Origin of the sequence: Nocardioides kribbensis, from assembly GCF_015070375.1 — a bacterium.
In the GTDB taxonomy this organism is placed as follows: domain Bacteria; phylum Actinomycetota; class Actinomycetes; order Propionibacteriales; family Nocardioidaceae; genus Nocardioides; species Nocardioides kribbensis.
In genome coordinates, this window is the sequence record NZ_JADCLL010000001.1 from 867,199 (window position 1) to 891,783 (window position 24,585).

The 24,585-nt window shown below is 73.7% G+C and carries 18 protein-coding genes; 5 read left to right on the forward strand and 13 right to left on the reverse strand.

All coding sequences use genetic code 11. From position 1 onward, the window contains the following. Positions 1 to 155: 155 nt before the first annotated feature. The 5 genes from IR170_RS04040 to IR170_RS04060 all read right to left on the reverse strand — a co-directional run bounded on the left by IR170_RS04040 (position 156) and on the right by IR170_RS04060 (position 7,700). A complete protein-coding gene (locus IR170_RS04040; RefSeq protein ID WP_056903692.1) occupies positions 156 to 1,262 on the reverse strand; it encodes a BMP family lipoprotein in 1,107 nt (368 codons plus the stop codon). A 110-nt stretch (positions 1,263 to 1,372) separates the two neighbouring features. Further along, a complete protein-coding gene (locus IR170_RS04045; protein WP_056863868.1) occupies positions 1,373 to 2,587 on the reverse strand; it encodes an amidohydrolase in 1,215 nt (404 codons plus the stop codon). 15 nt (positions 2,588 to 2,602) lie between these two features. Further along, positions 2,603 to 3,664: a methylmalonyl Co-A mutase-associated GTPase MeaB gene (gene meaB, locus IR170_RS04050; protein WP_193661274.1), complete on the reverse strand. Its 1,062-nt coding sequence runs from the start codon at positions 3,662 to 3,664 to the stop codon at positions 2,603 to 2,605. Positions 3,665 to 3,675: 11 nt separating this feature from the next. Further along, a complete protein-coding gene (gene scpA, locus IR170_RS04055) occupies positions 3,676 to 5,853 on the reverse strand; it encodes a methylmalonyl-CoA mutase (RefSeq protein WP_193661275.1) in 2,178 nt (725 codons plus the stop codon). Then, on the reverse strand, positions 5,850 to 7,700 hold the full coding sequence (locus IR170_RS04060; RefSeq protein WP_193661276.1) for a methylmalonyl-CoA mutase family protein: 1,851 nt from the start codon (positions 7,698 to 7,700) through the stop codon (positions 5,850 to 5,852). Before IR170_RS04060 ends, scpA begins: the two co-directional genes overlap by 4 nt. Before the next feature lie 138 nt (positions 7,701 to 7,838). Between IR170_RS04060 and IR170_RS04065 the strand changes: the two genes are divergently transcribed. The 4 genes from IR170_RS04065 to IR170_RS04080 all read left to right on the forward strand — a co-directional run bounded on the left by IR170_RS04065 (position 7,839) and on the right by IR170_RS04080 (position 12,489). After that, positions 7,839 to 8,912, forward strand: a complete 1,074-nt coding sequence (locus tag IR170_RS04065) for a glycosyltransferase (protein WP_193661277.1) — start codon at positions 7,839 to 7,841, stop codon at positions 8,910 to 8,912. Between the two features lie 115 nt (positions 8,913 to 9,027). Then, positions 9,028 to 9,726, forward strand: coding sequence for a succinate dehydrogenase cytochrome b subunit (locus IR170_RS04070; RefSeq protein WP_056863863.1), 699 nt, complete (start codon positions 9,028 to 9,030; stop codon positions 9,724 to 9,726). Positions 9,727 to 9,739: 13 nt separating this feature from the next. Then, positions 9,740 to 11,749 (forward strand): fumarate reductase/succinate dehydrogenase flavoprotein subunit, encoded by a 2,010-nt coding sequence (locus IR170_RS04075; protein ID WP_193661278.1) that lies wholly within the window; start codon positions 9,740 to 9,742, stop codon positions 11,747 to 11,749. Further along, positions 11,746 to 12,489 carry a succinate dehydrogenase/fumarate reductase iron-sulfur subunit gene (locus tag IR170_RS04080; protein WP_056863861.1) on the forward strand — a complete coding sequence of 248 codons (744 nt, stop codon included), beginning with the start codon at positions 11,746 to 11,748 and terminating at the stop codon, positions 12,487 to 12,489. The genes IR170_RS04075 and IR170_RS04080 overlap by 4 nt, the downstream gene beginning before the upstream one ends. Positions 12,490 to 12,580: 91 nt before the next feature. Here the strand turns inward: IR170_RS04080 and IR170_RS04085 are convergent, their stop codons facing one another. Genes IR170_RS04085 through trpS form a run of 4 tightly spaced genes read right to left on the reverse strand, consistent with a single transcriptional unit; the run spans position 12,581 to position 15,464 of the window. Then, entirely contained in the window at positions 12,581 to 12,808 is a 228-nt protein-coding gene (locus IR170_RS04085; RefSeq protein ID WP_056903686.1) for an SCO4848 family membrane protein, read from the reverse strand. After that, complete coding sequence (locus IR170_RS04090) at positions 12,805 to 13,869, reverse strand: YihY/virulence factor BrkB family protein (protein WP_193661279.1); 1,065 nt, start codon at positions 13,867 to 13,869, stop codon at positions 12,805 to 12,807. Before IR170_RS04090 ends, IR170_RS04085 begins: the two co-directional genes overlap by 4 nt. After that, entirely contained in the window at positions 13,869 to 14,396 is a 528-nt protein-coding gene (locus tag IR170_RS04095) for a 2'-5' RNA ligase family protein (protein WP_193661280.1), read from the reverse strand. The genes IR170_RS04090 and IR170_RS04095 overlap by 1 nt, the downstream gene beginning before the upstream one ends. Positions 14,397 to 14,405: 9 nt before the next feature. Further along, on the reverse strand, positions 14,406 to 15,464 hold the full coding sequence (gene trpS, locus IR170_RS04100; protein ID WP_056863857.1) for a tryptophan--tRNA ligase: 1,059 nt from the start codon (positions 15,462 to 15,464) through the stop codon (positions 14,406 to 14,408). Between the two features lie 90 nt (positions 15,465 to 15,554). On the opposite strand from trpS, the gene IR170_RS04105 reads away from it, so the two are divergent. Beyond that, positions 15,555 to 16,673: a GNAT family N-acetyltransferase gene (locus IR170_RS04105; RefSeq protein WP_193661281.1), complete on the forward strand. Its 1,119-nt coding sequence runs from the start codon at positions 15,555 to 15,557 to the stop codon at positions 16,671 to 16,673. Here IR170_RS04105 and IR170_RS04110 read toward each other — a convergent pair. The 4 genes from IR170_RS04110 to IR170_RS04125 form a co-directional block, all read right to left on the reverse strand. After that, positions 16,646 to 17,911 (reverse strand): MFS transporter, encoded by a 1,266-nt coding sequence (locus IR170_RS04110; RefSeq protein WP_193661282.1) that lies wholly within the window; start codon positions 17,909 to 17,911, stop codon positions 16,646 to 16,648. The genes IR170_RS04105 and IR170_RS04110 overlap by 28 nt on opposite strands. A 130-nt stretch (positions 17,912 to 18,041) precedes the next feature. Further along, positions 18,042 to 18,527, reverse strand: a complete 486-nt coding sequence (locus tag IR170_RS04115) for a hypothetical protein (protein WP_193661283.1) — start codon at positions 18,525 to 18,527, stop codon at positions 18,042 to 18,044. 77 nt (positions 18,528 to 18,604) lie between these two features. Further along, positions 18,605 to 22,210: an ATP-binding cassette domain-containing protein gene (locus IR170_RS04120; protein ID WP_193661284.1), complete on the reverse strand. Its 3,606-nt coding sequence runs from the start codon at positions 22,208 to 22,210 to the stop codon at positions 18,605 to 18,607. Positions 22,211 to 22,334: 124 nt separating this feature from the next. Beyond that, entirely contained in the window at positions 22,335 to 24,548 is a 2,214-nt protein-coding gene (locus tag IR170_RS04125; protein ID WP_193661285.1) for an NADP-dependent isocitrate dehydrogenase, read from the reverse strand. Positions 24,549 to 24,585: the final 37 nt, after the last annotated feature.

Genomic DNA, 24,585 nt, shown 5'->3' on the forward strand with positions numbered 1-24,585 from the left:
GTACGTCGGCCGCTCCCCCGAGATGGCCGGGGGACGACCCTAGACCCGACAGGTCGGGGCGGGGTCCCCGCCCCGACCTGTCGGAGGTGGTGCTGTGCTGCTGGTGTGCTGCTGGTGTGGTGCTGGTCGGCCGGACCGGCCGGTGGCGCGGCGTGTCAGCCGACGGTGATCTCGCCGTCGATGATCTGCTGCTTGAGGTCCTCGATCGTGGCCTGGAGCTCCTCGTCGACGTCGTCGCTGAACGGGGCGAGCTTGACGCCCTCGTTCTCCAGCGTGCCGACGTAGACCTCGTTGGAGAACTCGTCCTCGGCGGAGGCGAGCACGGCGTCCTGCACGGCGACGTCCATGCCCTTCATGACCGAGGTCAGCAGCACGTCGCAGTACTCCTCGGCCGAGACGCAGCCGTCGGTGTCGACCCAGATCGCCTTGACGTCGTTGTCCTGGGCGGCCTGCAGGCCACCGAGGCCCGCGGGGCCGGCGACCGGGAAGATGACGTCGGCGCCCTGGTTGATCATCTCGGTGGCCGTCGACTGGCCGAGGTTCTTGTCCTCGAAGTCGTTGGTGAAGGAGCCCTCGGCGGACTCGGGGTCCCAACCGATGACCTGCACGTCGGAGCCGGTGTCCTCGTTGTAGCGCTCGACGCCCTGCACGAAGCCGGTCATGAAGATGGTGACCGTGGGGATGTTCAGGCCGCCGAAGGTGCCGACGACGCCGGACTCGGAGGAGGCCGCGGCGGTGTAGCCGGCCAGGAAGGAGGGCTCGGCGGTGTTGAAGGTGAGGCCCTTGACGTTGGCCGGGGCGGTGTTGTCGCCCTTGTCGTCGGTGTAGGCGAAGTCGACGATGGAGAAGTCGACGTCCTTGTTCTTCTTCGCGGCGGCCAGGGTGGAGTCGCCGAGGAGGAAGCCGACGGTGGTGATCGAGTTGCAGCCCTGGCTGACCAGCTCGTTGATGTTGTCGTTGAACTCGGAGGGGTCGTTCGACTCGATGTCGGCCTCCTGCATCCCGTAGGCCTCGACCGCGTCGCGCAGGCCCTGGCGGGAGGTCTGGTTGAACGACTTGTCGTCGAAGCCGCCCGAGTCGGAGACCATGCAGGCCTTGAAGTCGGGGAACTGCTGGCTCGGGTCGGCCGAGGCCGACTCCGAGGTGCTCTCGGACGGCGTCGACGCGGGGTCCTCGCCGGCGTCGGTCTCGCGCTCGCCGCACGCGGACAGGGACAGGGCGACCATGGTGGCCACCGCAGCGATTCGGGCCGTCTTCTTCACGGCGATCCTCCTGGGTTCGTGACTGGCACCCCGCAGCGCGGGGCACATCGCGTCACCCTAGGTGGGCCCGGACGCCTTGTGCGCCCCGCGAGCCGAATTTCGTGAGGTTGTTACCTGTCGGTGACCAAGCTGCGCACCGCGGCCTCCGCGAGCATCGTCGCGCCGACCCCGATCGCCCGCTCGTCGACCTGGAGGTTGCCCTGGTGCAGGTCGTAGGTGGGCCCGCCCGGGGTGCGCGTGCCGAGGCGCAGCATGGCGCCCGGGACCCGGTCGAGGTACCACCCGAAGTCCTCGCCGCCCAGGCTCTGCGGCGCCAGCACCTCCGCCTCGGGGCCGAGGACGTCGTGCACCGCCCCGGTGAGCACGTGGTGGGCCGAGGCCTCGTTGACCACCGGGGGCACCCCCCGCTGGTAGTCGAGGTCGGCGGTGACGCCGTAGGGCCGCACGACGTCGTGGACGACCTCGCGCACCAGTTTCTCGCAGTCGGCCCAGGCCACGGCGTCGCGGATGCGGATGGTGCCGGCCACCAGACCGCGCCCCGGGATGACGTTGGCGGCCGAGCCGGCGTTGACGATGCCCCACACCACGCTGACCCCGGCGCGCGGGTCGAGGCGGCGCGAGAGGATCGCGGGCAGCTCGGTGACGATCTTGGCCAGGGCGAAGGTCAGGTCGCCGGTCAGGTGGGGGCGCGAGGTGTGCCCGCCGGTGCCGCGCAGCCGGATCTCCACCTTGTCGGTGGCGCTCGTCAGCGCCCCGAGGCGCAGCCCGACCTGCCCCACGTCGACGGCGGGGTCGCAGTGCAGGGCGAAGGCGCGCGAGAGGCCGTCGAGGCGGCCCAGCTTCATCAGGTGCAGCGCTCCCCCGGGCATGACCTCCTCGGCCGGCTGGAAGAACAGCCTCACCCGTCCGGGCAGCAGTCCCGCACGGTGCACCTCGGCCAGCGCGAGCGCGGCGCCGACCAGCGAGGTCGTGTGCACGTCGTGGCCGCAGGCGTGGGCCACGCCCGGTGTCGTGCTGGCCCAGTCGTGGCCGGTGTCCTCCTGCACGGGCAGCGCGTCGAGGTCGGCGCGCAGGCCCACCGCGGGCTCCCCGTCGTCGGGCCCGAGCTCGGCGACCAGGCCGGTCTGCGGCAGCAGCTCGACCTCCCAGCCGGCGGCCGCGACCCGCGCCGCGACGACCTCGGTCGTGCGCGTCTCGGCCCACGACAGCTCGGGGTGGGCGTGCAGGTCGCGGCGCAGGGCGACGAGCGCGTCACGGTGGGCGGCGACGGAGGCGGCGATCACCGCTGACGCGGTCGTGGGAGCAGTGGGGCCGTCGGAGGACATCGGGTGCAGGCTAGTTCACCGGGCGTCGGTGCCCGGCGGGTGTCCGCCCGACCGGTGCCGGTCGTCGTCCCGGCCGTCGCGGTCGCCGTCGTACGCCGCGAGCAGCCGGTCGGCGGCCACGGTGGCGGGCAGCTCGCCCGCGAGCACCTGGGCGCGGACCTCGGCGCGGAGGGCGCGCACGCCGGGCGAGAGCCGCAGCCGCTGGTCGAGCTCGTCGCGCACCATCGCCCAGGTGAAGTCGAGCTGCTGCTCGGCGCGCTTGGCCGCCAGCCCCGCCTCGCCGAGGTGCGCGCGGTGGTCGAGCACCCGCTCCCACAGGTCGTCGACGCCGGTGCCCTCCAGCGCCGAGCAGGTCACCACCGGTGGGGCCCACTCCCCCGCGCCGCGCACCATGCGCAGCGCGCCGGCGAGGTCGCGGGCGGCGGCGCGGGCCTCCTGCTCGCGGTCGCCGTCGGCCTTGTTGACCGCGATGACGTCGGCGATCTCGAGGATCCCCTTCTTGATGCCCTGGAGCTGGTCGCCGGTGCGGGCGAGGGTGAGGAAGAGGAACGTGTCGACCATGCCGGCCACGGTGACCTCCGACTGCCCCACGCCGACGGTCTCGACCAGCACCACGTCGTGGCCGGAGGCCTCGAGCACCGCCATGGCCTGCACCGTGGCCCGGGCGACGCCGCCGAGGGTGCCCGCCGAGGGCGAGGGCCGGATGAAGGCGGCCGGGTCGGTGGCCAGGCGGCCCATCCGCGTCTTGTCGCCGAGCACCGAGCCGCCCGTGCGCACCGAGGACGGGTCGACGGCGAGCACGCCGACGCGGTGGCCGGCGGCGGTCAGCCGGGTGCCGAGGGCCTCGATGAAGGTCGACTTGCCGACGCCGGGCACGCCGGAGACGCCCACCCGCACCACGCCCGGCCCGGCGCCGCCCGCCGGGTCGCCGGAGCCCTCGGCCAGCGCGGTCAGCAGCTCGCGCGCCTGGCGGCGGTGCTGCGGGCGCGAGCTCTCGACCAGCGTGATCGCCTGCGACACCGCGGCGCGCCGCTGGGCCCGGACGCCCTGGACGAGGGCCTCGACGTCGACGGGCACGGGGCCCGGCCTCAGTGGCCCAGCTGCTCGCGCAGCCGGGCCAGCAGGTCGAGGGCCGACTCGGCGATGACGGTGCCGGGCAGGAACACCGCGGCCGCGCCCATCTCCTGAAGCGTGGGCACGTCGTCGGGCGGGATCACGCCCCCGATCACCACCATGATGTCGGGCCGTCCCTGCTCGGCCAGCGCCTCGCGCAGCGCCGGGAGCAGGGTGAGGTGGCCGGCGGCCAGCGAGCTGACGCCGACGATGTGCACGTCGGCGTCCACGGCCTGCTGCGCGACCTCCTCGGGCGTGGAGAACAGCGGCCCCACGTCGACGTCGAAGCCCATGTCGGCGAAGGCCGAGACGATCACCTTCTGGCCGCGGTCGTGACCGTCCTGGCCCATCTTGGCCACCAGGATGCGCGGGCGACGGCCCTCGGCCTCCTCGAAGTCGGCGGTCGCGTCGAGCACCTGCTGCACCTTGCCGGCGCCCGGCCCGTCGCCACTGCCCGACTCGTCCCTGAACACCCCGGAGATCGTACGGATGACCGCCTGGTGGCGCCCGTAGACCTTCTCCAGCGCGTCGGAGATCTCCCCGACGGTGGCCTTGGCGCGCGCGGCGTCGACGGCCAGCGCGAGCAGGTTGCCGTCGAGGGAGCCGTCGGTGGCCGGGCCCTGCTCGGCCGAGCGGGTCAGCGCCGCGAGGGTGCGCTCGACCTCCCGGTCGTCGCGCTCGGCGCGCAGCCGCTCGAGCTTGGCGATCTGCTGGCGGTAGACGTCGTCGTTGTCGACGCGCAGCACGTCGAGCCTGTCCTCCGCGGCCAGACGGTAGGTGTTGACGCCGATGACCTTCTGCGCCCCGGAGTCGATGCGCGCCTGCGTGCGGGCGGCCGCCTCCTCGATGCGCATCTTGGGGATGCCCTGCTCGATGGCCTTCGCCATGCCCCCGGCGCGCTCGGCCTCCTGGATGTGGGCCCACGCCTTCTCGGCCAGGTCGTGGGTGAGCCGCTCGATGTAGTAGGAGCCCGCCCAGGGGTCGATCGTGCCCGTCGTACCGCTCTCCTGCTGCAGCAGCAGCTGGGTGTTGCGCGCGATGCGGGCCGAGAAGTCGGTGGGCAGCGCGATCGCCTCGTCGAGGGCGTTGGTGTGCAGCGACTGGGTGTGGCCCTGGGTGGCGGCCATCGCCTCGATGCAGGTGCGCTGGACGTTGTTGTAGACGTCCTGGGCGGTCAGCGACCAGCCGCTGGTCTGGCTGTGGGTGCGCAGGCTCAGCGACTTGGGGTTCTGCGGGTCGAACTGCCGCACAAGCCGGGCCCACAGCGCGCGGGCCGCGCGCAGCTTGGCCACCTCCATCGAGAAGTTCATCCCGATGGCCCAGAAGAACGACAGCCGGGGCGCGAACTGGTCGATGGTCATGCCGGTGCCGAGCCCGGCGCGGATGTACTCGACGCCGTCGGCGAGGGTGTAGGCCAGCTCGAGGTCGGCGGTCGCCCCGGCCTCCTGGATGTGGTAGCCCGAGATCGAGATCGAGTTGAAGCGCGGCATGCGTGCCGAGGTGTAGCTGAAGATGTCGGAGATGATCCGCATCGACGGTGCCGGCGGGTAGATGTAGGTGTTGCGGACCATGAACTCCTTGAGGATGTCGTTCTGGATGGTCCCCGCGAGCTGCTCCGGCGCCACCCCCTGCTCCTCGGCGGCGGCGATGTAGAGCGCCAGCACGGGCAGGACGGCGCCGTTCATGGTCATCGACACCGACATCTCGTCGAGCGGGATGCCGTCGAAGAGGGTGCGGGTGTCGTAGATGGAGTCGATGGCCACGCCCGCCATGCCCACGTCGCCGCGCACGCGCGGGTGGTCGGAGTCGTAGCCGCGGTGGGTGGCCAGGTCGAAGGCGACCGAGAGCCCCTTCTGGCCGGCCGCCAGGTTGCGCCGGTAGAACGCGTTGGACTCCTCGGCGGTCGAGAAGCCGGCGTACTGGCGCACGGTCCAGGGCTGGGTGGTGTACATCGTCGGGTAGGGCCCGCGCAGGAACGGGCTCAGGCCGGGGTAGGTGTCGAGGGCGTCGAGGCCCTCGAGGTCGGCCTCGGTGTACTGCGACCGGATCTCGATGCCCTCGGGCGAGGTCCAGGGCCGCGCCTCGGGGTGCGGCGCGCTCGTGGTGCCACGGCCGCTGAGCGGCAGGCCGGCGAAGCTGGTCGGGACGGTCATGCGAGCTGCTCCCTCGTGCGGGTCAGGAAGGACAGGGCGTCGACGCCGAGCGCGCAGGCGTCGTCGGTGCCGTCGAGGGGCTTGCCGGCCACCACGACGTGGCGCGCGCCGGCCTCGCGCAGGGCGCGGGCCGCGGCGGTGCCCCAGGCGGCGTAGGTCGCGTCGCTGCCGGCGAGCACCGCCACCCGCTGCCCGTCGTACGCCGAGAGCAGCGCCTCGACGTCGGCGGTGGCCCCGGCGACGTCGACGCCGACGCCGCCCGCGGCGAGCAGGTTGGTGGCGAAGGTGGCCCGCGCGGTGTGCGAGGCCACCGGGCCGAGGGTCGCCAGGAAGGCCCGGGCCGTCGGCGGGTCGTCGCGCAGCGCCTCGAAGGCCGCGCCGTAGGGGCGCACGCCGACCCAGCCCGACGCGGAGTCGGGGGTGACCGGCTCGCGCTCGGGCAGGACCTCGTCGACCTGGGGGAACTCGGTGAGCCCGGTGAGGGGTCGCCGGCGGCGGGCGACCTCGTCGTCGCGGCGCTCGACGGTCCGTGCCACGCGGGCCAGCAGCGAGCCGTCGGCCAGGGCGGCCGCCGCTCCGCCGACCTCCTCGGTGCGGCCGAGCTCGGCCCAGCCGGCGACGGCGAGGTCGTCGGTGAGCTTCTCCACGGCGTAGGAGCCGCCGGCGGGGTCGGCGACGTGAGCGACGTGGGCCTCGTCGACGAGCAGCGCGGAGGTGTTGCGGGCGATGCGGCGGCCCAGGGCCTCGGGGCGGCCCAGCGGGCTGTCGAAGGGCAGCACGGTGACGGCCTCGGCCCCGCCGACGCCTGCGGCGAACGCCGCCACGGTGGTGCGCAGCATGTTCACGTAGGGGTCGTAGCGGCTCATCATGGGCCGGCTGGTCACGACGTGCTGGCGCTGGGCCAGCCGCAGCCGCTCCTCGTCGGTGACGCCGCTGAGCTCCAGCACCCGCGCCCAGAGCCGGCGGGCCGCGCGCAGCTTGGCGATGGTGGCGAACTGGTCGTCGGTGGCGGCGTAGCGCACCTCGACCAGGCCGGCGGCCTGGGCGACGGTGAGGCCCGCCCCGGTGAGCGCCCGCAGGTAGGCCGCGGCCACGGCCATCGACCAGCCGAGCTCCTGGGCGTCGGAGGCGCCGCGGTCGTGGACGGCGGTGGCGTCGACGACCACGCCGAGCAGCCCGCGCTCGTGGGCGGCACGGGCCACGGCGACCAGCGGGGCGAGGTCGACCTCGCCGGCCGGGTCGGCGCCCGGGCCGGTGCCGTGGCGCAGGGCCGCGCCGAGGGGGTCGGCGCCGAGGTTGGTGCTCGCGGCGAGGTCGCGCTCGCCGGCGTGGGCGAGGAAGTTCTCGGCCAGCGCCTGCTGGGCCGTCGCGTCGCCGCGGGCCTCCAGCACGACGGGCGCGAGGTCGAGCAGCACGCCGTCGAGGGCGGTGGCGAGGTCGGCGTCGGGCGCCGCGCACAGCCACAGCGAGGTGACGCCTCCCTCGAGGTCGACCAGGAGGGTCTCGTTGGCCGCCCTGGCCTCGGCGCCGGCGGGCAGGTCGAGGTGGGCGCGCACGTCCCAGTCCCCGGCGCGCTGCGGGCGGCCCTCGGTCCGGAGCCCGTCGAGCAGGTCGGAGGTGCCGAGCGGGGTGACCGCGATGTCGTCGAGGGTGGTGCGGGTCAGCCGCTCCCACACGAGCGCGTCGGGGTCGTCCTCGCCGAGGCGACGCGCCTTGCGCAGCACGCCGGCCGCGGCCCTCTCCCAGTCGGCGCGCTCCCACCGGTCGCCGGCGTCGGCCAGGTCGAGCGCGCCCTGCTCGGGCTCGAGCTCCGCGGGCTCGTCGAGACCGCCTTCGACTTCAGTCATGGCGGCACCCTAGGGACGCGACGTGACGGCGGCCACCGAGTGTGACCTTTTCGACCCCGACCCGTCCCCGGGGCGGTGTTCACCCTCAGGCCGCGCGCCCGTCGCGGTGCCGTCGTCCGGCGGGCCCACCGTGGGCGCATGCGGATCGCCGTGGTCTCCGAGTCCTTCCTGCCCGCCGTCGACGGCACCACCACGACGGTCAGGGCGGTGGTCGACCGTCTCGTCGACCGTGGCCACCAGGTGGTGGTGGTCGCGAGCGGGCCAGGGCTGGCGACCTACCGCGGCGCCCGGGTCGTGCGCGTCAGCGCGCTGACCAGGCCGGGCGGCCAGGTCCGGGCGGCCCTCGACGCGTTCGCGCCCGACGTCGTGCAGGTCACGGGGCCGGGCACGATCGGTCGCAAGGCGCTCAAGCACACCCACCGCACAGGCGTGCCCTCCCTGGTCGTGCAGCAGACCCCGCCGCGCGACCTGACCTGGGAGCGCTGGCGCAGCACGGTCGCCGAGCGCACCGACCACCTCCTTGTCACCGCCCCCTGGCTGGCCGGTCGCTTCTCCTCCCTCGGCGTCACCGCCGGCACGTGGCTGCCGGGGGTCGACGCCCGCGCCTACACCCCGGCCCTGCGCGACCCGTGGCTCCACGACCACTGGGCGCGGGCGCGCTCGGCCCGCGGCCCCCTGGTGGTGGTCGGCTACGTCGGCAGCCTGCACAAGCGCCACGGGGTGCGGCGGCTGGCCGAGCTGGCCGACGTGCCGGGCATCCGACCCGTCGTCATCGGCACCGGGCCGCAGGAGGACTGGCTGCGCGAGCGACTGCCCGCGGCCAAGGTCACCGGCGCACTGTCGACCGGCGACCTCACCGTAGCGCTGGCCTCCCTCGACGTCCTGGTGCACCCCGGCGAGGAGGAGACCTGCTGCCACGCGCTGCGCGAGGGCGCCGCGAGCGCGCTGCCCCTGGTGGCGCCGCGCAGCGGGGGCGCCCGCGACCTCGTGCTGCCACTGGAGACCGGCCTGCTCTACGACCCCGACCGTCCCGGGGCCCTGGCCCGCGCGGTGGCGGCGGTGGCCGCCGACCCGCGGCGCGCCCTGCTCGGTCATCGGGGCCGCGAGCTGTCGCTCGACCGCTCGTGGACCGACGCCGCCGACGAGCTCCTCGGCCACCTGGACCGCCTGGCCCGGGGTCACGCGGGCGCCCGCCCCGCGCACGGGGTCTGAACCCACCCTGAGCGGCGCCTGAGCCGGTCCTGAGGGCCGGCGGGTCCCGTCGACGGGGGATATGTCACACGCCACGATGGAACTCACCCCCCAGATGGGGGGTAGCGTTTGTGATGTGGCAACCCCGACTCTCGTCAGAGGAGCGCGCGCTTCGCGCTCGACGATCACGCTGAAGATCCTGATGGCCGCCAGCGGGCTGGTGTTCATCGGATTCGTCCTCGCGCACATGTACGGCAACCTCAAGGCCTTCGGTGGCGAGGAGTCGTTCAACGAGTACGCCGAGCACCTGCGCACCATCGGGGAGCCCCTGCTCCCCGAGAGCGGCCTGCTGTGGATCCTGCGTCTCGGCCTCATCGCCGCGCTGGTGGTCCACGTGGCCTCGGCGTTCGCGCTGTGGAAGCGCGCCAGCGACGCCCGGCCGGTGAAGTACCAGGTCGCCAAGCGCCGCAACTCCTCGCTGTCCTCGCGGACCATGCGGTGGGGCGGCCTGACGATCCTGGCGTTCCTCGTGTGGCACCTGCTCAACTTCTCGATCGTGAAGATCAACCCGGCCGGCGGGGAGACCAACAACCCCTACCAGCTGATGGTCGACACCTTCGACCTGTGGTGGATGACGCTCATCTACCTGGTCGCGATGGCCGCGCTGGCGATGCACCTGCACCACGGCACCTTCAGCGCGATGCAGACCCTCGGCTTCACCCAGACCGTCGCCGCCCGCTCCCGGGCACGCCTGGCCGGCTGGGTCGTCGCCGTGGTCGTCGCCGGCGGATTCTCGCTGGTCCCCCTGTTCACCCTCTTCGGCGTCATCGAGTAAAGGGAGCCCCTCCATGGCAACCACCGACACGTACCTCAACCAGCCGTCGCAGCAGCAGTCCGACGACGCCCACGGCTACTACACGCCCGGTGCGCCGCTCGTCGACGAGAAGGCGCCGACCGGCCCCATCGCGATGCGCTGGACCAACCGCAAGTTCTCCAACGCGCTGGTCAACCCCGCCAACCGGCGCAAGCTGAACGTCATCATCGTCGGCACCGGGCTCGCCGGCGGCGCGGCCGCGGCCACGCTCGGCGAGGCCGGCTACAACGTGAAGTCGTTCTGCTACCAGGACTCCCCGCGCCGGGCGCACTCCATCGCCGCGCAGGGCGGCATCAACGCCGCGAAGAACTACAAGGAGGACGGCGACTCCGTCCACCGCCTCTTCTACGACACCGTCAAGGGCGGCGACTACCGCTCGCGCGAGTCGAACGTCTACCGCCTGGCCGAGGTCAGCACCAACATCATCGACCAGTGCGTCGCCCAGGGCGTGCCCTTCGCCCGTGAGTACGGCGGCCTGCTCGACAACCGCTCCTTCGGCGGCGTGCAGGTCTCGCGCACCTTCTACGCCCGCGGCCAGACCGGCCAGCAGCTGCTCATCGGCGCCTACCAGGCCCTGGAGCGCCAGGTCGCCGCCGGCACCGTCACCACCTTCACCCGCCACGAGATGCTCGAGCTGGTCATGGTCGACGGCAAGGCCCGCGGCATCATCGCCCGCGACATGGCCACCGGCGAGATCGAGACCCACCTCGCCGACGCGGTCGTGCTCGCCTCCGGCGGCTACGGCAACGTCTTCTTCCTCTCCACCAACGCCATGGGCTGCAACGTCACCGCGACGTGGCGGGCCCACCGCAAGGGCGCCTACATGGCCAACCCCTGCTACACCCAGATCCACCCGACCTGCATCCCGGTCTCGGGCGAGCACCAGTCGAAGCTGACCCTGATGTCGGAGTCGCTGCGCAACGACGGCCGCATCTGGGTGCCCAAGAAGGCCGAGGACTGCGACAAGGACCCGCGCGACATCCCCGAGGAGGACCGCGACTACTACCTCGAGCGGATCTACCCCTCCTTCGGCAACCTGGTGCCCCGCGACATCGCCTCGCGCCAGGCCAAGAACGTCTGCGACGAGGGCCGCGGCGTCGGCCCGATGGTCGGCGACTTCCGCCGCGGCGTCTACCTCGACTTCTCCGACGCCATCGCGCGCCTGGGCAAGGACGGCATCGAGGCCAAGTACGACAACCTCTTCGACATGTACGAGCGGATCACGGGTGAGAACCCCTACGAGGTCCCGATGCGGATCTACCCCGCCGTGCACTACGTCATGGGCGGTCTGTGGGTCGACTACGACCTCCAGTCCAACCTCGAGGGGCTCTTCGTCGCCGGCGAGGCCAACTTCTCCGACCACGGCGCCAACCGCCTCGGCGCCTCGGCGCTGATGCAGGGCCTGGCCGACGGCTACTTCGTGCTGCCCAACACCATCCGCGACTACCTCGCGCACGCGCCCTTCGCGCCGATCGACGAGTCGCACCCGGCGGTGGCCGAGGCCAAGAAGTCCGTCGAGGACCGGATCGCGAAGCTGCTCTCCATCCAGGGCACCCGCTCGGCCGACAGCTACCACAAGGAGCTGGGCCACATCATGTGGGAGTACTGCGGCATGGAGCGCTCCGAGCCCGGGCTGCGCAAGGCGATCGACATGATCCGCGAGCTCAAGGCCGACTTCTGGAGCAACCTCAAGGTGCTCGGCACGGCCGACAGCCTGAACCAGAGCCTCGAGAAGGCCGGCCGCGTCGCCGACTTCATCGAGCTCGGCGAGCTCATGTGCATCGACGCCCTCAACCGCCGCGAGTCCTGCGGCGGCCACTTCCGCGCCGAGTCGCAGACCGACGAGGGCGAGGCGCTGCGCCACGACGACGAGTTCGCCTACGTCGCGGCCTGGGAGTTCGGCGGCGACGCCGGCCAGCCGGTGCTGCACAAGGAAGACCTTCTCTACACGGCCATCGAGATGAAGCAGCGGAGCTACAAGTGAACCTGACCCTCAACATCTGGCGGCAGGCCAACCCCACCGCCGCCGGCGCCATGCACCAGTACCACGTGCAGGACATCTCCGAGGACATGAGCTTCCTGGAGATGCTCGACGTGCTCAACGAGCAGCTCAACGAGCAGGGCGAGGACCCGGTCGCCTTCGACCACGACTGCCGTGAGGGCATCTGCGGCTCGTGCGACCTGATGATCGACGGTCAGGCCCACGGCCCCGAGGTCACCACGACCTGCCAGCTGCACATGCGGTCCTTCAAGGACGGCCAGGAGATCACCATCGAGCCCTGGCGTGCCAGCGCCTTCCCGGTGATCAAGGACCTGATCGTCGACCGCTCGGCCTTCGACCGGATCATCCAGGCCGGCGGCTACGTGTCGGTCAACACCGGTGCTGCGCCCGACGCCCACGCCACCCCGGTGCCGCAGGCCGACGCACTCAAGGCCTTCAACGTCGCCACCTGCATCGGCTGCGGCGCCTGCGTCGCCGCCTGCCCCAACGGGTCGGCCTCGCTCTTCATGGGCGCCAAGATCACCCACCTCGGCCGACTCCCCCAGGGCCAGCCCGAGCGCGACGAGCGCGTGGTCAACATGGTCGCCCAGCACGACCACGAGGGCTTCGGCGGCTGCACCAACATCGGCGAGTGCACCGCGGCGTGCCCCAAGGAGATCCCGCTCGACGTGATCTCCCAGCTCAACCGCGACCTGCGCACGGCGATCCGCAACGGCCACTGAGAGCACCACCGAGTCCCCCGCACCACCACACGAAGGGCCCCGACCGCGAGCGGTCGGGGCCCTTCGTCGTGGGCGGGTGCCGGTCTGCCGGTCAGTCCTGGGCGCGGGCCCGCAGCGCCTTCAGGCCGAGGCGGCCCAGCACGACGGCGATGACCAGGTTGACCACGATCAGCACGGTGTGGGCCACCCAGTAGCCGGTCGGGCGGTCCTCCCCCGAGGCGTGCGCCGACCAGAGGTTGCGGGTGAACATCGCGTAGGTCACGACGTTCCACACCGCCACCCCCACCAGCAGCCAGCCGTGCTTGCGCTCGAACCTCATCGGTCCTCCCCCTTGGTCGTCCTGAGCACGACGGCGAGCGCCGCCGCGCCGGTGGCGGCCCCGGCCACGAAGGGCCGGACCCGCGAGCCCGCCGCCTCACCGGCGCGGGCGGTGCCGTCGAGCGCACCCGCGGACGCCAGCGGCGGGCCCTGCACCGGGTCGGCCGGCTCGGCGACCCGGGCTGCGCGCGCGGCGCGCGTGGTGAAGGCGAAGGCCGCGGCGTAGAGCACGAGGCGGGAGAAGTAGTTGATCCACACCAGCAGGATCAGTGCGATCCCGAAGGCCTGGGCCGCCGGCTGCTCGCGGGTGGCGGCGAGCAGCACCCCGGAGAGCTGCTTGAGGACCTCGAAGACCACGGCGCCGAGCAGCGCCCCCTGCCACAGCGAGCGCGCGGGCACGTGGGGCTCGGCCAGCAGCCGGAACATCGCGTAGAACAGCACCGTGTTGGCGGCCAGGCCGAAGACCACCGTGAGCAGCCGCACCAGCCACGACAGCTCCTCGCCCAGGCCGAGGGCGTCGAGGATGACGGTCGAGAACGCGCTCACCAGGCCGGCGACGGCCACCGAGAGCAGGAGCACCGAGCCCAGCACCACCAGGGTCACGAGGTCGCGCAGCTTGCCCACCACGAAGCCGGGCAGCTCGCGGGTGGGGGTCTCGAAGACGACCAGGAGGGCGTCGCGCAGGGCGGAGAGCCACCCGAGGCCCGAGTAGAGGACGCCTGCCAGGCCGATGACGGCGGCCCAGCCGGAGAAGGTGCGGATGTCGGCCAGCGAGACCTGGCCCTCGTCCTGTCCGATCAGCCCGGGCAGCAGCTGGTCGATCGCCTCGCGCAGGTCCTGGTTGGCGCCGGGGTAGACCTGGGAGACGTAGCCGACGACGAAGAGGGCCAGGGCCAGGATCGGGAAGACCGACAGGAACCCGAAGTACGTCACGGCGCCGGCCTGCTGGCCGGCCTTGACCGCGCCGTAGTGCTCCTGCATGAGCAGGACGTGGTCGACGCCCGGGCGCCGCCGGCGCAGCCCTCGCAGGGCGTCCTGGGCCCGCTGCACGACGGAGGCCATCAGCGGGCCTGCGCGCCGGCGCCGAGCACGAACTCGTGGCGCGGGCGCCAGCCGTGGGCCTCGTCGTGGACGTAGAGGTGGAAGTCGGTCACGTCGAAGGTGCACTCGAAGTCGGCGAGCTCGGCGAAGGCGCGGTCGAGCCGCTCGTCGTCGAGGTGGTGGGCGACCGTGACGTGGGGGTGGTAGGGGAAGCTCAGGTCGACGTCGAGCGGCCCCCGGCGCACGGCCTCGGCCAGCTGCTCGCACTGCGAGATCCCCTCGGCGAGCATCACGAACACGACCGGCGAGACGGGGCGGAAGGTGCCCGTGCCGCGCAGGTGCACCCGGAAGCCGTCGAGACCGTCGGCCACCGAGCGCAGGTGGTCGGAGACCTGCTCGAGCTCGCCGTCGACGATGTCGGTCGGCGGCACCAGCGTGATGTGGGTCGGGATCATGGCCGCGGTGGCGTCACCGACGGAGGCCCGGTAGTCCTGGAGCTCGCTGGCCCAGGGCTCCGGGATCGCCACCGCCACGCCGATCGTGATCACGGTGCGACCCTAGCGGGACGGGGCGACGAACCCGACCCGCTGGTAGACGTCGCGCAGGGTCGCCTCGGCGACCTCCGCCGCCTGCTGGCGGCCCTGCTCGAGCACGGCGCTGAGGTGGGCCTGGTCGTCGAGCAGCTCCAGGGTGCGCTCGCGGAAGGGCGTCACGAAGTCGACCACCACCTCGGCCAGGTCCTTCTTCAGGTCGCCGTAGCCGCGCCCGGCGTACTGCTCCTCCAGGGCGGAGACCGCCTCGCCGGTGAGGGCGGAGTAGATCGTGAGCAGGTTGCTGACGCCGGCCTTCTCCTCGGGGTCGAAGCGGACCTCGGAGCCGGAGTCGGTCACGGCCGAGCGGATCTTCTTCGCGCTCACCCTGGGGTCGTCGAGCATCTCCACGATGCCGGCCGGCGAGGACGCCGACTTCGACATCTTCGCGGTGGGGTCCTGCAGGTCGGCGATCTTGGCCGTGGCCTTGAGGATGTAGGGCTCGGGCAGCCGGAAGGTCTTCTTGTAGCGGTGGTTGAAGCGCTGGGCGAGGTCGCGGGTCAGCTCGAGGTGCTGGCGCTGGTCCTCGCCCACCGGCACGTAGTGGGGGCGGTAGAGCAGGATGTCGGCGGCCTGGAGCACGGGGTAGGTGAACAGGCCGACCGACGCGGCCCCCTCCCCCGCCTTGGCCGACTTGTCCTTGAACTGCGTCATGCGCCGCGCCTCGCCGAAGCCGGTGAGGCACTGCAGCACCCAGCCGAGCTGGGCGTGCTCGGGCACCTGGCTCTGCACGAAGATCGCCGAGCGGGCCGGGTCGACGCCCATCGCCAGCAGCTGGGCCGCGGCGCGCAGGCAGCGCTCGCGCAGCACCTTGGGGTCCTGCTCGACGGTGATCGCGTGCAGGTCGGCGATGAAGAAGAACGGCTGGTGGTCGCGCTGGAGGTCGACCCACTGCCGGGTCGCGCCGAGGTAGTTGCCGAAGTGGAAGGAGTCGGCGGTCGGCTGGATCCCGGAGAGGACCCGGGGGCGCGCGCCCCCGGTGGGGGCGCTGGGGACGGCGACGTCCGGCTCGGTCGTGGCGGGCATGGGCCCATTCTCCCCGACGCCGGCCCGGGTCCTCCCCCGGCCCCACAACCCGGTTGCCCGAGCACCGGCCCGCTTGGCAGGGTGCGCGCCATGACCCCGCCACCATCGCCGAGCGCCGCCCCCGTCCTCACCTCGCACGAGGGCGGCCGGACCGTGGTGCTGCGAGGCCACCGCCCCGAGGACGCCCAGGGCTGCCTCGAGCAGTGCCAGGACCCCCTCACCCAGCGCTGGACCACCGTGCCGGTCCCCTACACCCGCGAGATGGCCGAGGACTTCGTGGGCCGCGTCATGCCCGCCGGCTGGGCCGACGGCAGCGAGTGGGGCTTCGTCGTCGAGGTCGACGGCCGGTACGCCGGCAGCGCGTCGCTGCGCCCGGAGGGCAGCGACCGCGCCGAGGTCGCCTACGCCGCCCACCCGTGGGTGCGCGGCACCGGGGCCGTCGAGCAGGCGCTGCGGGTGCTCCTCGACTGGGGCTTCGAGCAGCAGGGCCTGCGCACGGTCGTCTGGTGGGCCGAGCGCGGCAACTGGGCCTCGCGCAAGACCGCGTGGCGCCTGGGCTTCGAGGTCGACGGCTCGCTGCGGGCGTGGCTGCCCCAGCGCGGCGAGCTCCACGACGCCTGGGTCGGCACGCTGCGCAGCACCGACCCGCGCCGGCCGCGCACCCGCTGGCTGGAGGTGCCGACGCTGGAGGCCGACGGGCTGCTGCTGCGGCCGTGGCGCGACACCGACGTCGCGCGGGTCGTCGAGGCGTGCAGCGACCCCGAGAGCCAGCGCTGGCTCGGGCAGCTGCCCGCGCCCTACACCGACCGCGACGCGCGGGCCTGGCTCGAGGACGTCACCGAGCGGCTCGCCACCGGCGGCGCGGTGAACTGGGCCGTGGTCGACCCCGCCGAGCCCGACCGTGCACTGGCCTCGGTCGGGTGGTTCGCCCTGACGCCGTACGTCACCTGCGAGATCGGCTACTGGACCCACCCCGACGCCCGCGGCACGGGCGTGGCGACCCGGGCGCTGCGCGCCGTGGCGCGCCACGCCTTCGACGACCTCATGGTGCGCCGGGTCAGCTGCGCCGCGGCCACCGGCAACACCGCCTCGCGGCGGGTGATCGAGCAGGCCGGGTTCACCACCTACGGCGTCGAGCGGCTCGGCGCCCTCGTGCGCGACGGGCGGGCCGACCTCGTCCTCTACGACCGGCTCGACACCGGGGCGTAGGAGCGCTCCTCGCCGGCACCCACGTCGACGGGGGTGCGGCCCGCGCCGCGCTTGTCGTGCCAGGAGGCGAGCAGCAGGATCGCCACGCCCAGCACCGAGAGCGCCGCACCGACCAGCGCGGGGGCGCGGTAGCCGTAGCCGGCGGCGATGACCACGCCGCCCAGCCAGGCGCCCAGGGCGTTGGCGGCGTTGAGGGCCGCGTGGTTCATGGCCGCGCCCAGGGTGACGGCGTCACCGGCCACGTCCATCAGCCGCAGCTGGAGGTTGACGACGAGGATCGAGCCCACGGCGGTGATGAGGAAGACCACGGGCAGCAGGAACCAGCCGTAGGGGGCCACGGCCCAGAAGGCCAGCATCAGCACGCCCGAGCCGACGCCCGAGACGATCAGCGAGCGGAACACCGACCACGAGGCCAGCTCGCCCGCCACCCACGTGCCGGCGACCATGCCGAGGCCGAAGGCCAGCAGGAAGACCGGCACGGTGCCCGAGCCGAGCATCGCGACGTCGGTCACGGTGGTGGCGATGTAGGAGTAGACCGCGAACATGCCGCCGAAGCCGATCGCCCCGGCCGCCATGGTCAGCCAGACCTGGCTGGAGCCGAAGAACTCGCGCGCCTCCTTGGCGCCGGTGGCCTCCGGGTCGCCCGGGCGGGAGGGCACGAAGGCGAGGACGAGGGCCATGGTGAGGGCGGCGATGACCGCGGTGCCGACGTAGGCCGCGCGCCAGCCGAGGTTCTGCCCCACGAAGGTCGCGGCGGGCACGCCCACCACGTTGGCCACCGAGAGGCCCAGCATCACCGCGGCCACCGCCCGGCCGCGCTTGTCGGGGGCCGCGAGCTCGGCCGCGACCAGCGAGGCGACGCCGAAGTAGGCGCCGTGGGGCAGACCGTCGAGGAAGCGGGCGGCGGTGAGCATGCCGTAGCCGGTCGCGAGGGCGCTGAGCACGTTGAAGAGCGCGTAGGCGCCCATCAGTCCCACCAGCAGGCCGCGCCGGGGCAGCCGCGCGGCGAAGAACGACAGGACCGGCACCCCGGCGACCACGCCCAGGGCGTAGGCGGAGATCACGTGGCCCGCGGTGGGCTCGGAGACGCCGATGCCCTCGGCGATCTGGGGCAGCAGGCCCATGGTCACGAACTCGGTCGTGCCGATCGCGAAGCCGCCGAGGGCCAGCGCCAGCACGGCCAGCGCGTAGCGCGGGTGGGCGCCGGTGCGCTCGGGGGCGGGAGCGGGGGTCGTCATGGGGAGAGCCTTCGATCGATCCAAGTCGGGGGTGACTCCATGCTCCAACCCCGGCGGCGCCCGCGGCTATTCCTGGGACGCCGATCGCCGTGGATCGTGAGAGGTCTCACGCCGGGAGGCGTCCACGGCCTCAGCAGACCTCGCGCAGCCCCTGCACGGCCTCGCTGAGCCGCTCACGCTCGCGCTGCACCGCGGCGCGGTCCACGGGCGTGCCCTCGGCGTGCTGCTCGGCCTCGGCGGCCAGCCCGTCGAGGGCCGTGCGGGCCTCCTCCAGGCGCGCCCTGGTCTCCCCGCCGAGGTTGTCCTCGGCCGCGGCGAGGGTGTCGCGCAGCGCCGTCAGCTCCCGCTCGGCGGCGGCGGGGTCGGCGCCGATCCGGTCGGCCACCGCACCGGCCTGGTCGGCGACCTGCCCCATCGCCTCCCGCGCCACCGAGCAGGCGGCGTCGCCCGCGGCGTCGGAGGCCGCGTCACGCACCTGCTCCTCGGAGCAGGCGGTCAGCGAGGCCGCGAGCACGCAGCCGGCCAGGAGGGCGGGCAGACGGCTGGGCAGGCGGCTGGGCAGGCGGCTGGGCACACGGCTGGGCACACGGTCGGCTGCGCGGACGGTACGACGCACGGGGGCTCCTCGACGGGCGGGACGGGCGGAGCCACCAGCGTGCCAGACCTGCGGGGACCCAGCCGGCCGCCGCCGGCTCAGCCGGCCAGGTGGGCCCAGCGCGACGACAGCTCGCGCCACGGGCCCACCTCGGCCACCTCCCCGTCGAGCAGCACGACCACGCGGTCGGCCTCGGCCAGGGCGGCCTGCTTGGAGGTGGCGCCCAGCACGGTCGTGCCGCGACCGCGCAGGGCCGTCCACAGCTCGATCTCGGTGGCGGCGTCGAGGGCGCTGGAGACGTCGTCGGCCAGCAGCAGCTCGGTGTCGGCGGCCAGCGCCCGGGCCAGGGCCAGGCGCTGGACCTGACCGCCGGAGAGGCGCACCCCGCGGTGGCCGACCACGGCGTGCGGGCCGCCGGCCTCGTCGACGTCGGCCTGCAGCCGCGCGTCGACGACGGCGCGGTCGAGACCGCGGGCGTGGCCCAGCCGCACGTTGTCGTCGAAGGTGCCCGAGAGCACCCGCGGCACCTGGGCGACGTGCGCGACCTGCCCCGGTCGCAGGAACAGCTGCGGGTCGTCGACCTCCACGTCGTTCCACCGGATCGAGCCGGTGTGGGAGACGAGCCCGGCCAGCGCGGCGAGCAGGCTGGACTTGCCCGAGCCCACCTGCCCGAGCACCAGCACCAGCTCGCCGGCCTCGACGGTCAGGTCGACCCCTACGACGCCCCGGGTGCCGTCGTCGTGCACGGCGTCGACGCCGCGCAGCTCGAGACGGCGCAGCGGCACGCGGTCGCTGGGGGCGGGCTCGGGGGCGGCGCCGGCGACGAGGTCGACGCCGGGGGGCAGGTCCATCAGGTCGACGCCGCCGGCGAGCCGGCTGGTCGCCTGCTGCCAGGCGCGGGTGCCGGGGGCCTCGGTGATGACCGACCCGGCCACCCGGCCGAACCAGTCGAAGCCGTTGACGGCGTTGGCGACCAGCAGCGCGGTGGCGAGGTCCCAGCCACCCGCGACGAGCACGGCCCAGGCGGCCACGACGCCGCACTGCACCATGACCACCGGCACGCCGTCGAGCACGGCCTGCACCCGGTGCTCGCGCACCGCCGCCTCGACGCGTCCGCCGTCGACGTGGCGCAGGTGGGCGTGCACGGCCGGGGTCGCCGCGGCGAGCTTGACCGTGCGGCTCGACTCCAGGGCCGAGACCAGGGAGCGGCCGAAGCGGGCCCGCGCCGCCGACGACGCGGCCGCGGAGCGCCCGGCGATCGGACGACCGACCGAGGAGGCCAGCGCCGAGGCCACCATCACCGCGAGCAGCACCGCGCCCGCCAGCGGGCTGCCGGAGAGCAGGGTGGTGACGACGATGATGATCAGGCCGTTGACGAAGTCGACCCACCGGTCGGCGTAGCGCGCGAAACGGTCGGCGTCCATGGCGCGGGCCACCACCTCCCCGGGCGGGGTGCGGGTGAGGCGCTCCTGGCCGGTCTGCCCGACCAGCACCGCCATGCGCACCCGGAGCATGACCTCGATCCACCAGCGGGGGTAGCGGCGGAAGGCCTCCGCCAGCATGAGCGGCGCGACCATGAGCGCCGCCACGAGCACCACCGTCAGGCCCACGGTCGTGCCCGTCGTCGCGTCGCCCTGCTCGAGGCCCTGGACCAGGCGGCCCCACACGAAGCCGGTGGCCGCGCCGTAGGCCCCCGTCAGGGAGGCCAGCAGGAACAGGGCCGCACCGACCAGGCCCCACGCGGGCCGGATCGCCAGGGCGTGCCTGATGCCGCCGGCCAGGCTGCGCCCGCCCCCGACCTCGGGCAGCGCGGGCGGCGGGCCGCTGCGCCGACGCCCGCCCACCGCGGTCGCGACCGGGGCCCCCGACGACTCCGACCCCGACGACTCCGCCGACTCCGCCGACGTGCCCGGCCGGCCCAGGCCCCCCGGGTCCCCCGGCTGCGCGGCCTGCAGGGCGTCCTCGCCGCCGGCGTCGAGCAGGGTGCGGAAGCGGCCCGGGCCGGCGGCCAGCACGGCGCGCGGGCCCTGCTCGACCACACGGCCCGCCTCCAGCACGGCCACGAGGTCGGCACGGGCGGTGGTGGAGAGACGGTGGGCGACGAGCAGGCCCGTGCGGTCGGCCAGCAGCCGGTCGGCGGCACGGACGACGAGCGACTCGGTGAGCGGGTCCATGCGGGCGGTGGCCTCGTCCAGCACCACCACGGCCACGTCGCGCACGAGCAGCCGGGCGAAGGCGACCAGCTGCTCCTCCCCCGCCGACAAGGTGGTGCCGCCGGGGCCCAGCGCGGTGTCGAGACCGTCGGGCAGACCCGCGACCCACGGCTCGAGGCCCAGCTCGGCGATCGCTGCCTCGATCCGCGCGCGGGGCACGTCGGAGAAGAGCGCGACGTTCTGGGCCAGGGTGCCGGCCAGGATCTCGGTGCGCTGGGTGACCACGCCGACCGCGGCGCGCAGCTGCTGGAGGTCGAGGTCGAGCACGTCGACTCCCCCGAGCAGGACCGTGCCCGGCTCGGGGTCGACCGCGCGCGAGACGAGCGCCGCCAGCGTCGACTTGCCCGATCCGGTGCGCCCCACCAGGGCGCACGTGCGGCCCGCCGGCACGCGCAGGTCGACCTCGCGCAGGGCGAAGGAGCCCTCGGCGTAGGAGAAGTGCAGGTCGCGCAGCTCGAGGTCGAGGCGCCCGGTCGGCACCGGGGCGCCGCCGACCGGCTCCGGCTCGGTGTCGAGCAGCTGGCGCAGCCGCATCAGGGCGCCGAGTCCGGCCTGGAGGTCGGGCAGGTGCTGGGCCAGCGTGGCGATCTGACCGGTGAAGCGGGTCGTGACCAGGAAGAGGGTGACGAGGCTGGCGACCGACAGCCCGCCGTCGACCACCAGGGCCACGCCCACCACGCCCGTGGCGGCGAGCAGCGCGTGCAGCAGGACGCCGGCGCGCCGGGCCACGCGGGTCTCCACCTGGAGCACCCGGTCGAGGCGCTCGTGCACCCGCGCCGAGAGCTCGGCGCAGCGGCGCACGACGTGGGCCTGGCCCAGGCTGGTGCGCAGGTCGTCGCGCCCGGCGACCCCCTCCTCCATCGCCGCGGCCTGGTCGGTCCACGCGATCTCCTCGACGACCTTGCGCCGCGAGACCTCGGGAAGCAGCGGACGGACCACGAGCACCGCGGCCACCGCGAAGAGCGGGAAGAGCAGCCAGGCGGGCCACCAGGTGAGCCCGGCCACGACCCACAGCGGCACCACGCCGAAGGCGGTCTGCAGCGCGTCCCACACCTGGCGGCGCACGAGGGTGCCGACCTCGTGGGTGTCGTCGTCGACGCGGTCGAGCACCTCGCCGACCGCCTGCTCCGAGAGCAGGGCCAGCGGCTGGTGCAGCGCCGCGTCGAGCAGGTCGGCGCGCAGCGCGCCCTCGGCGCGGTCGACCACCCCGGCCCACAGGGTGCGCCCGACGGCGTCGAGCAGGGCCGCGCCGACCACGCAGAGCGCGAGCGCCCCGACGAGGGCGACGACGGGGTCGGCGGCGAGCCGACCGGCGACCACGGTGCCGAGGGTCTGGCCGAGGGCCGCCAGGACCGAGGCGGTCAGGGCCACGGTGGCGACCGGGCCCCGCAGGCGACGCCAGTCGACGCGGCGGGAGGGGTCGGAGGTCGAGGGCCTCGTCGGTGCGGACGGGGTGGTGGTGTCGCGCTCGGCGAGGCTGGTCCTGGTCATCGCCCCGCACGCTACGCGCCGGCACCGACGCCGATCGACCGGTTTTCCTCCCGACGCACGACCGGGCCGGCCCCGTCGTACGACAGGACCGGCCCGGCCGGTGGAGCGCGGGTGCGGCGGGACGTCAGGCCAGGGTGGCCAGCGCGTCGTTCAGCGTCTGCGAGGGGCGCATGACGGCGTCGGCCTTGGCCGCGTCGGGGCGGTAGTAGCCCCCGATGTCGGCCGGGCTGCCCTGCACGCCGTTGAGCTCGCCGACGATGGTGTCCTCGGCGTCGGCCAGCGTGGTGGCCAGCGCGGTGAACCTCTCGGCCAGGTCGGCGTCGTCGGTCTGCGCGGCCAGCTCCTGGGCCCAGTAGAGGGCCAGGTAGAAGTGCGAGCCGCGGTTGTCGATGCCGCCGACGCGGCGCGTGGGCGACTTGTCCTCGTTGAGGAAGGTGCCGGTGGCGCGGTCGAGGGTGTCGGCCAGCACCTGCGCGCGGGCGTTGTCGGCGTAGCCGGCCAGGTGCTCGAAGGAGGCGGCCAGGGCGAAGAACTCCCCGAGGCTGTCCCAGCGCAGGTAGTTCTCCTTGACCAGCTGCTGCACGTGCTTGGGGGCGGAGCCGCCGGCGCCGGTCTCGAAGAGGCCGCCGCCGTTCATCAGCGGCACGACCGAGAGCATCTTGGCCGACGTGCCGAGCTCGAGGATCGGGAAGAGGTCGGTGTTGTAGTCGCGCAGCACGTTGCCGGTCACCGAGATGGTGTCCTCGCCGCGGCGGATGCGCTCCAGGGAGTACGCCGTGGCCTCGGCGGGCGCCATGATCTCGATGGTCAGGCCGTCGGTGTCGTGCTCGGGGAGGTACTCGCGGACCTTGGCGATGAGGTTGGCGTCGTGGGCGCGCTGCTCGTCGAGCCAGAAGATCGCCGGGGCGCCGGTGGCGCGGGCGCGGGTGACGGCGAGCTTGACCCAGTCGCGGATCGGGGCGTCCTTGGTCTGGCAGGCACGCCAGATGTCGCCCGGCTCGACGGTGTGCTCGATGAGGGTCGCGCCCGAGCCGTCGACCACGCGCACGGTGCCGGCGGCCGGCACCTCGAAGGTCTTGTCGTGCGAGCCGTACTCCTCGGCGGCCTTGGCCATCAGGCCGACGTTGGGCACCGAGCCCATGGTCGCCGGGTCGAAGGCGCCGTGGGCGCGGCAGTCGTCGATGACGGTCTGGTAGACGCCGGCGTAGGAGGAGTCGGGGATCACGGCGAGCGTGTCGGCCTCCTCGCCGTCGGGGCCCCACATGTGGCCCGAGGTGCGGATCATGGCCGGCATCGAGGCGTCGATGATCACGTCGGAGGGCACGTGCAGGTTGGTGATGCCCTTGTCGGAGTCGACCATGGCCAGCTTCGGGCCGTCGGCCAGGCCGGCCTCGACCGCGGCCTTGACGGCGTCGCCGTCGGGGAGGTCGGCCACGGCCGACATCAGGGCGCCGAGCCCGTCGTTGGGCGAGATGCCTGCGGCGGCGAGCTGCTCGCCGTACTGCTCGAAGAGCGTGGGGAAGAAGGCCTGCACGACGTGGCCGAAGATGATCGGGTCGGAGACCTTCATCATCGTGGCCTTGAGGTGGGTGGAGAAGAGCACGTCGTCGGCCTTGGCCCGCGCGATCTGCTCGGTGAGGAAGCGCCGCAGGGCGGCGACGTTCATGAACGTCCCGTCGACGACCTCGCCGGCCAGCACGGGCACCGACTCCTTGAGGACCGTCACGGTGCCGTCGGCGGCGACGTGCTCGATGCGCAGGGTGTCGTCGGCCTCGATGACCACCGACTTCTCGTTGGAGAAGAAGTCGTCCTTGCCCATGGTGGCGACGTTGGTGCGCGAGTCCTCGCTCCAGGCGCCCATGCGGTGCGGGTGGGCCTTGGCGTAGCCCTTGACCGAGGCGGGGGCGCGCCGGTCGGAGTTGCCCTCGCGCAGGACGGGGTTGACCGCGGAGCCCTTGGTCTTGTCGTAGCGGGCCCGGATCTCCCTCTCCTCGTCGGTCTGCGGGCTCTCCGGGTAGGCCGGCAGGTCGTAGCCCTGCTCCTGGAGCTCCTTGATGGCCGCCTTGAGCTGCGGCACCGAGGCCGAGACGTTGGGCAGCTTGATGATGTTGGCCTCGGGCTTGGTGGCCAGCTCGCCGAGCTCGGCGAGGTGGTCGGCCACCCGCTGCTCCTCGGTCAGCCGCTCGGGGAACTGCGAGATGATGCGGCCGGCGAGGGAGATGTCACGCGTCTCGACCTCGACGCCCGCCTGAGCGGCGTAGGCCTGGATGATCGGGAGGAAGGAGTACGTCGCGAGCAGCGGCGCCTCGTCCGTGTGCGTGTAGATGATGGTGGCCATGGTGTGCGGCGACTCCTCAGGAGCTGGAAGAATTCTT

Bases quoted from the DNA above. Each gene is read 5' to 3' on its own strand.
- IR170_RS04125 (WP_193661285.1), bottom strand. From the start codon at position 24,548: ATGGCCACCATCATCTACACGCACACGGACGAGGCGCCGCTGCTCGCG.
- IR170_RS04060 (WP_193661276.1), bottom strand. From the start codon at position 7,700: ATGACTGAAGTCGAAGGCGGTCTCGACGAGCCCGCGGAGCTCGAGCCC.
- IR170_RS04110 (WP_193661282.1), bottom strand. From the start codon at position 17,911: ATGACGACCCCCGCTCCCGCCCCCGAGCGCACCGGCGCCCACCCGCGC.
- IR170_RS04105 (WP_193661281.1), top strand. From the start codon at position 15,555: ATGACCCCGCCACCATCGCCGAGCGCCGCCCCCGTCCTCACCTCGCAC.
- scpA (WP_193661275.1), bottom strand. From the start codon at position 5,853: ATGACCGTCCCGACCAGCTTCGCCGGCCTGCCGCTCAGCGGCCGTGGC.
- IR170_RS04065 (WP_193661277.1), top strand. From the start codon at position 7,839: ATGCGGATCGCCGTGGTCTCCGAGTCCTTCCTGCCCGCCGTCGACGGC.
- trpS (WP_056863857.1), bottom strand. From the start codon at position 15,464: ATGCCCGCCACGACCGAGCCGGACGTCGCCGTCCCCAGCGCCCCCACC.
- IR170_RS04085 (WP_056903686.1), bottom strand. From the start codon at position 12,808: ATGAGGTTCGAGCGCAAGCACGGCTGGCTGCTGGTGGGGGTGGCGGTG.
- IR170_RS04075 (WP_193661278.1), top strand. From the start codon at position 9,740: ATGGCAACCACCGACACGTACCTCAACCAGCCGTCGCAGCAGCAGTCC.
- IR170_RS04090 (WP_193661279.1), bottom strand. From the start codon at position 13,869: ATGGCCTCCGTCGTGCAGCGGGCCCAGGACGCCCTGCGAGGGCTGCGC.
- IR170_RS04120 (WP_193661284.1), bottom strand. From the start codon at position 22,210: ATGACCAGGACCAGCCTCGCCGAGCGCGACACCACCACCCCGTCCGCA.
- IR170_RS04045 (WP_056863868.1), bottom strand. From the start codon at position 2,587: ATGTCCTCCGACGGCCCCACTGCTCCCACGACCGCGTCAGCGGTGATC.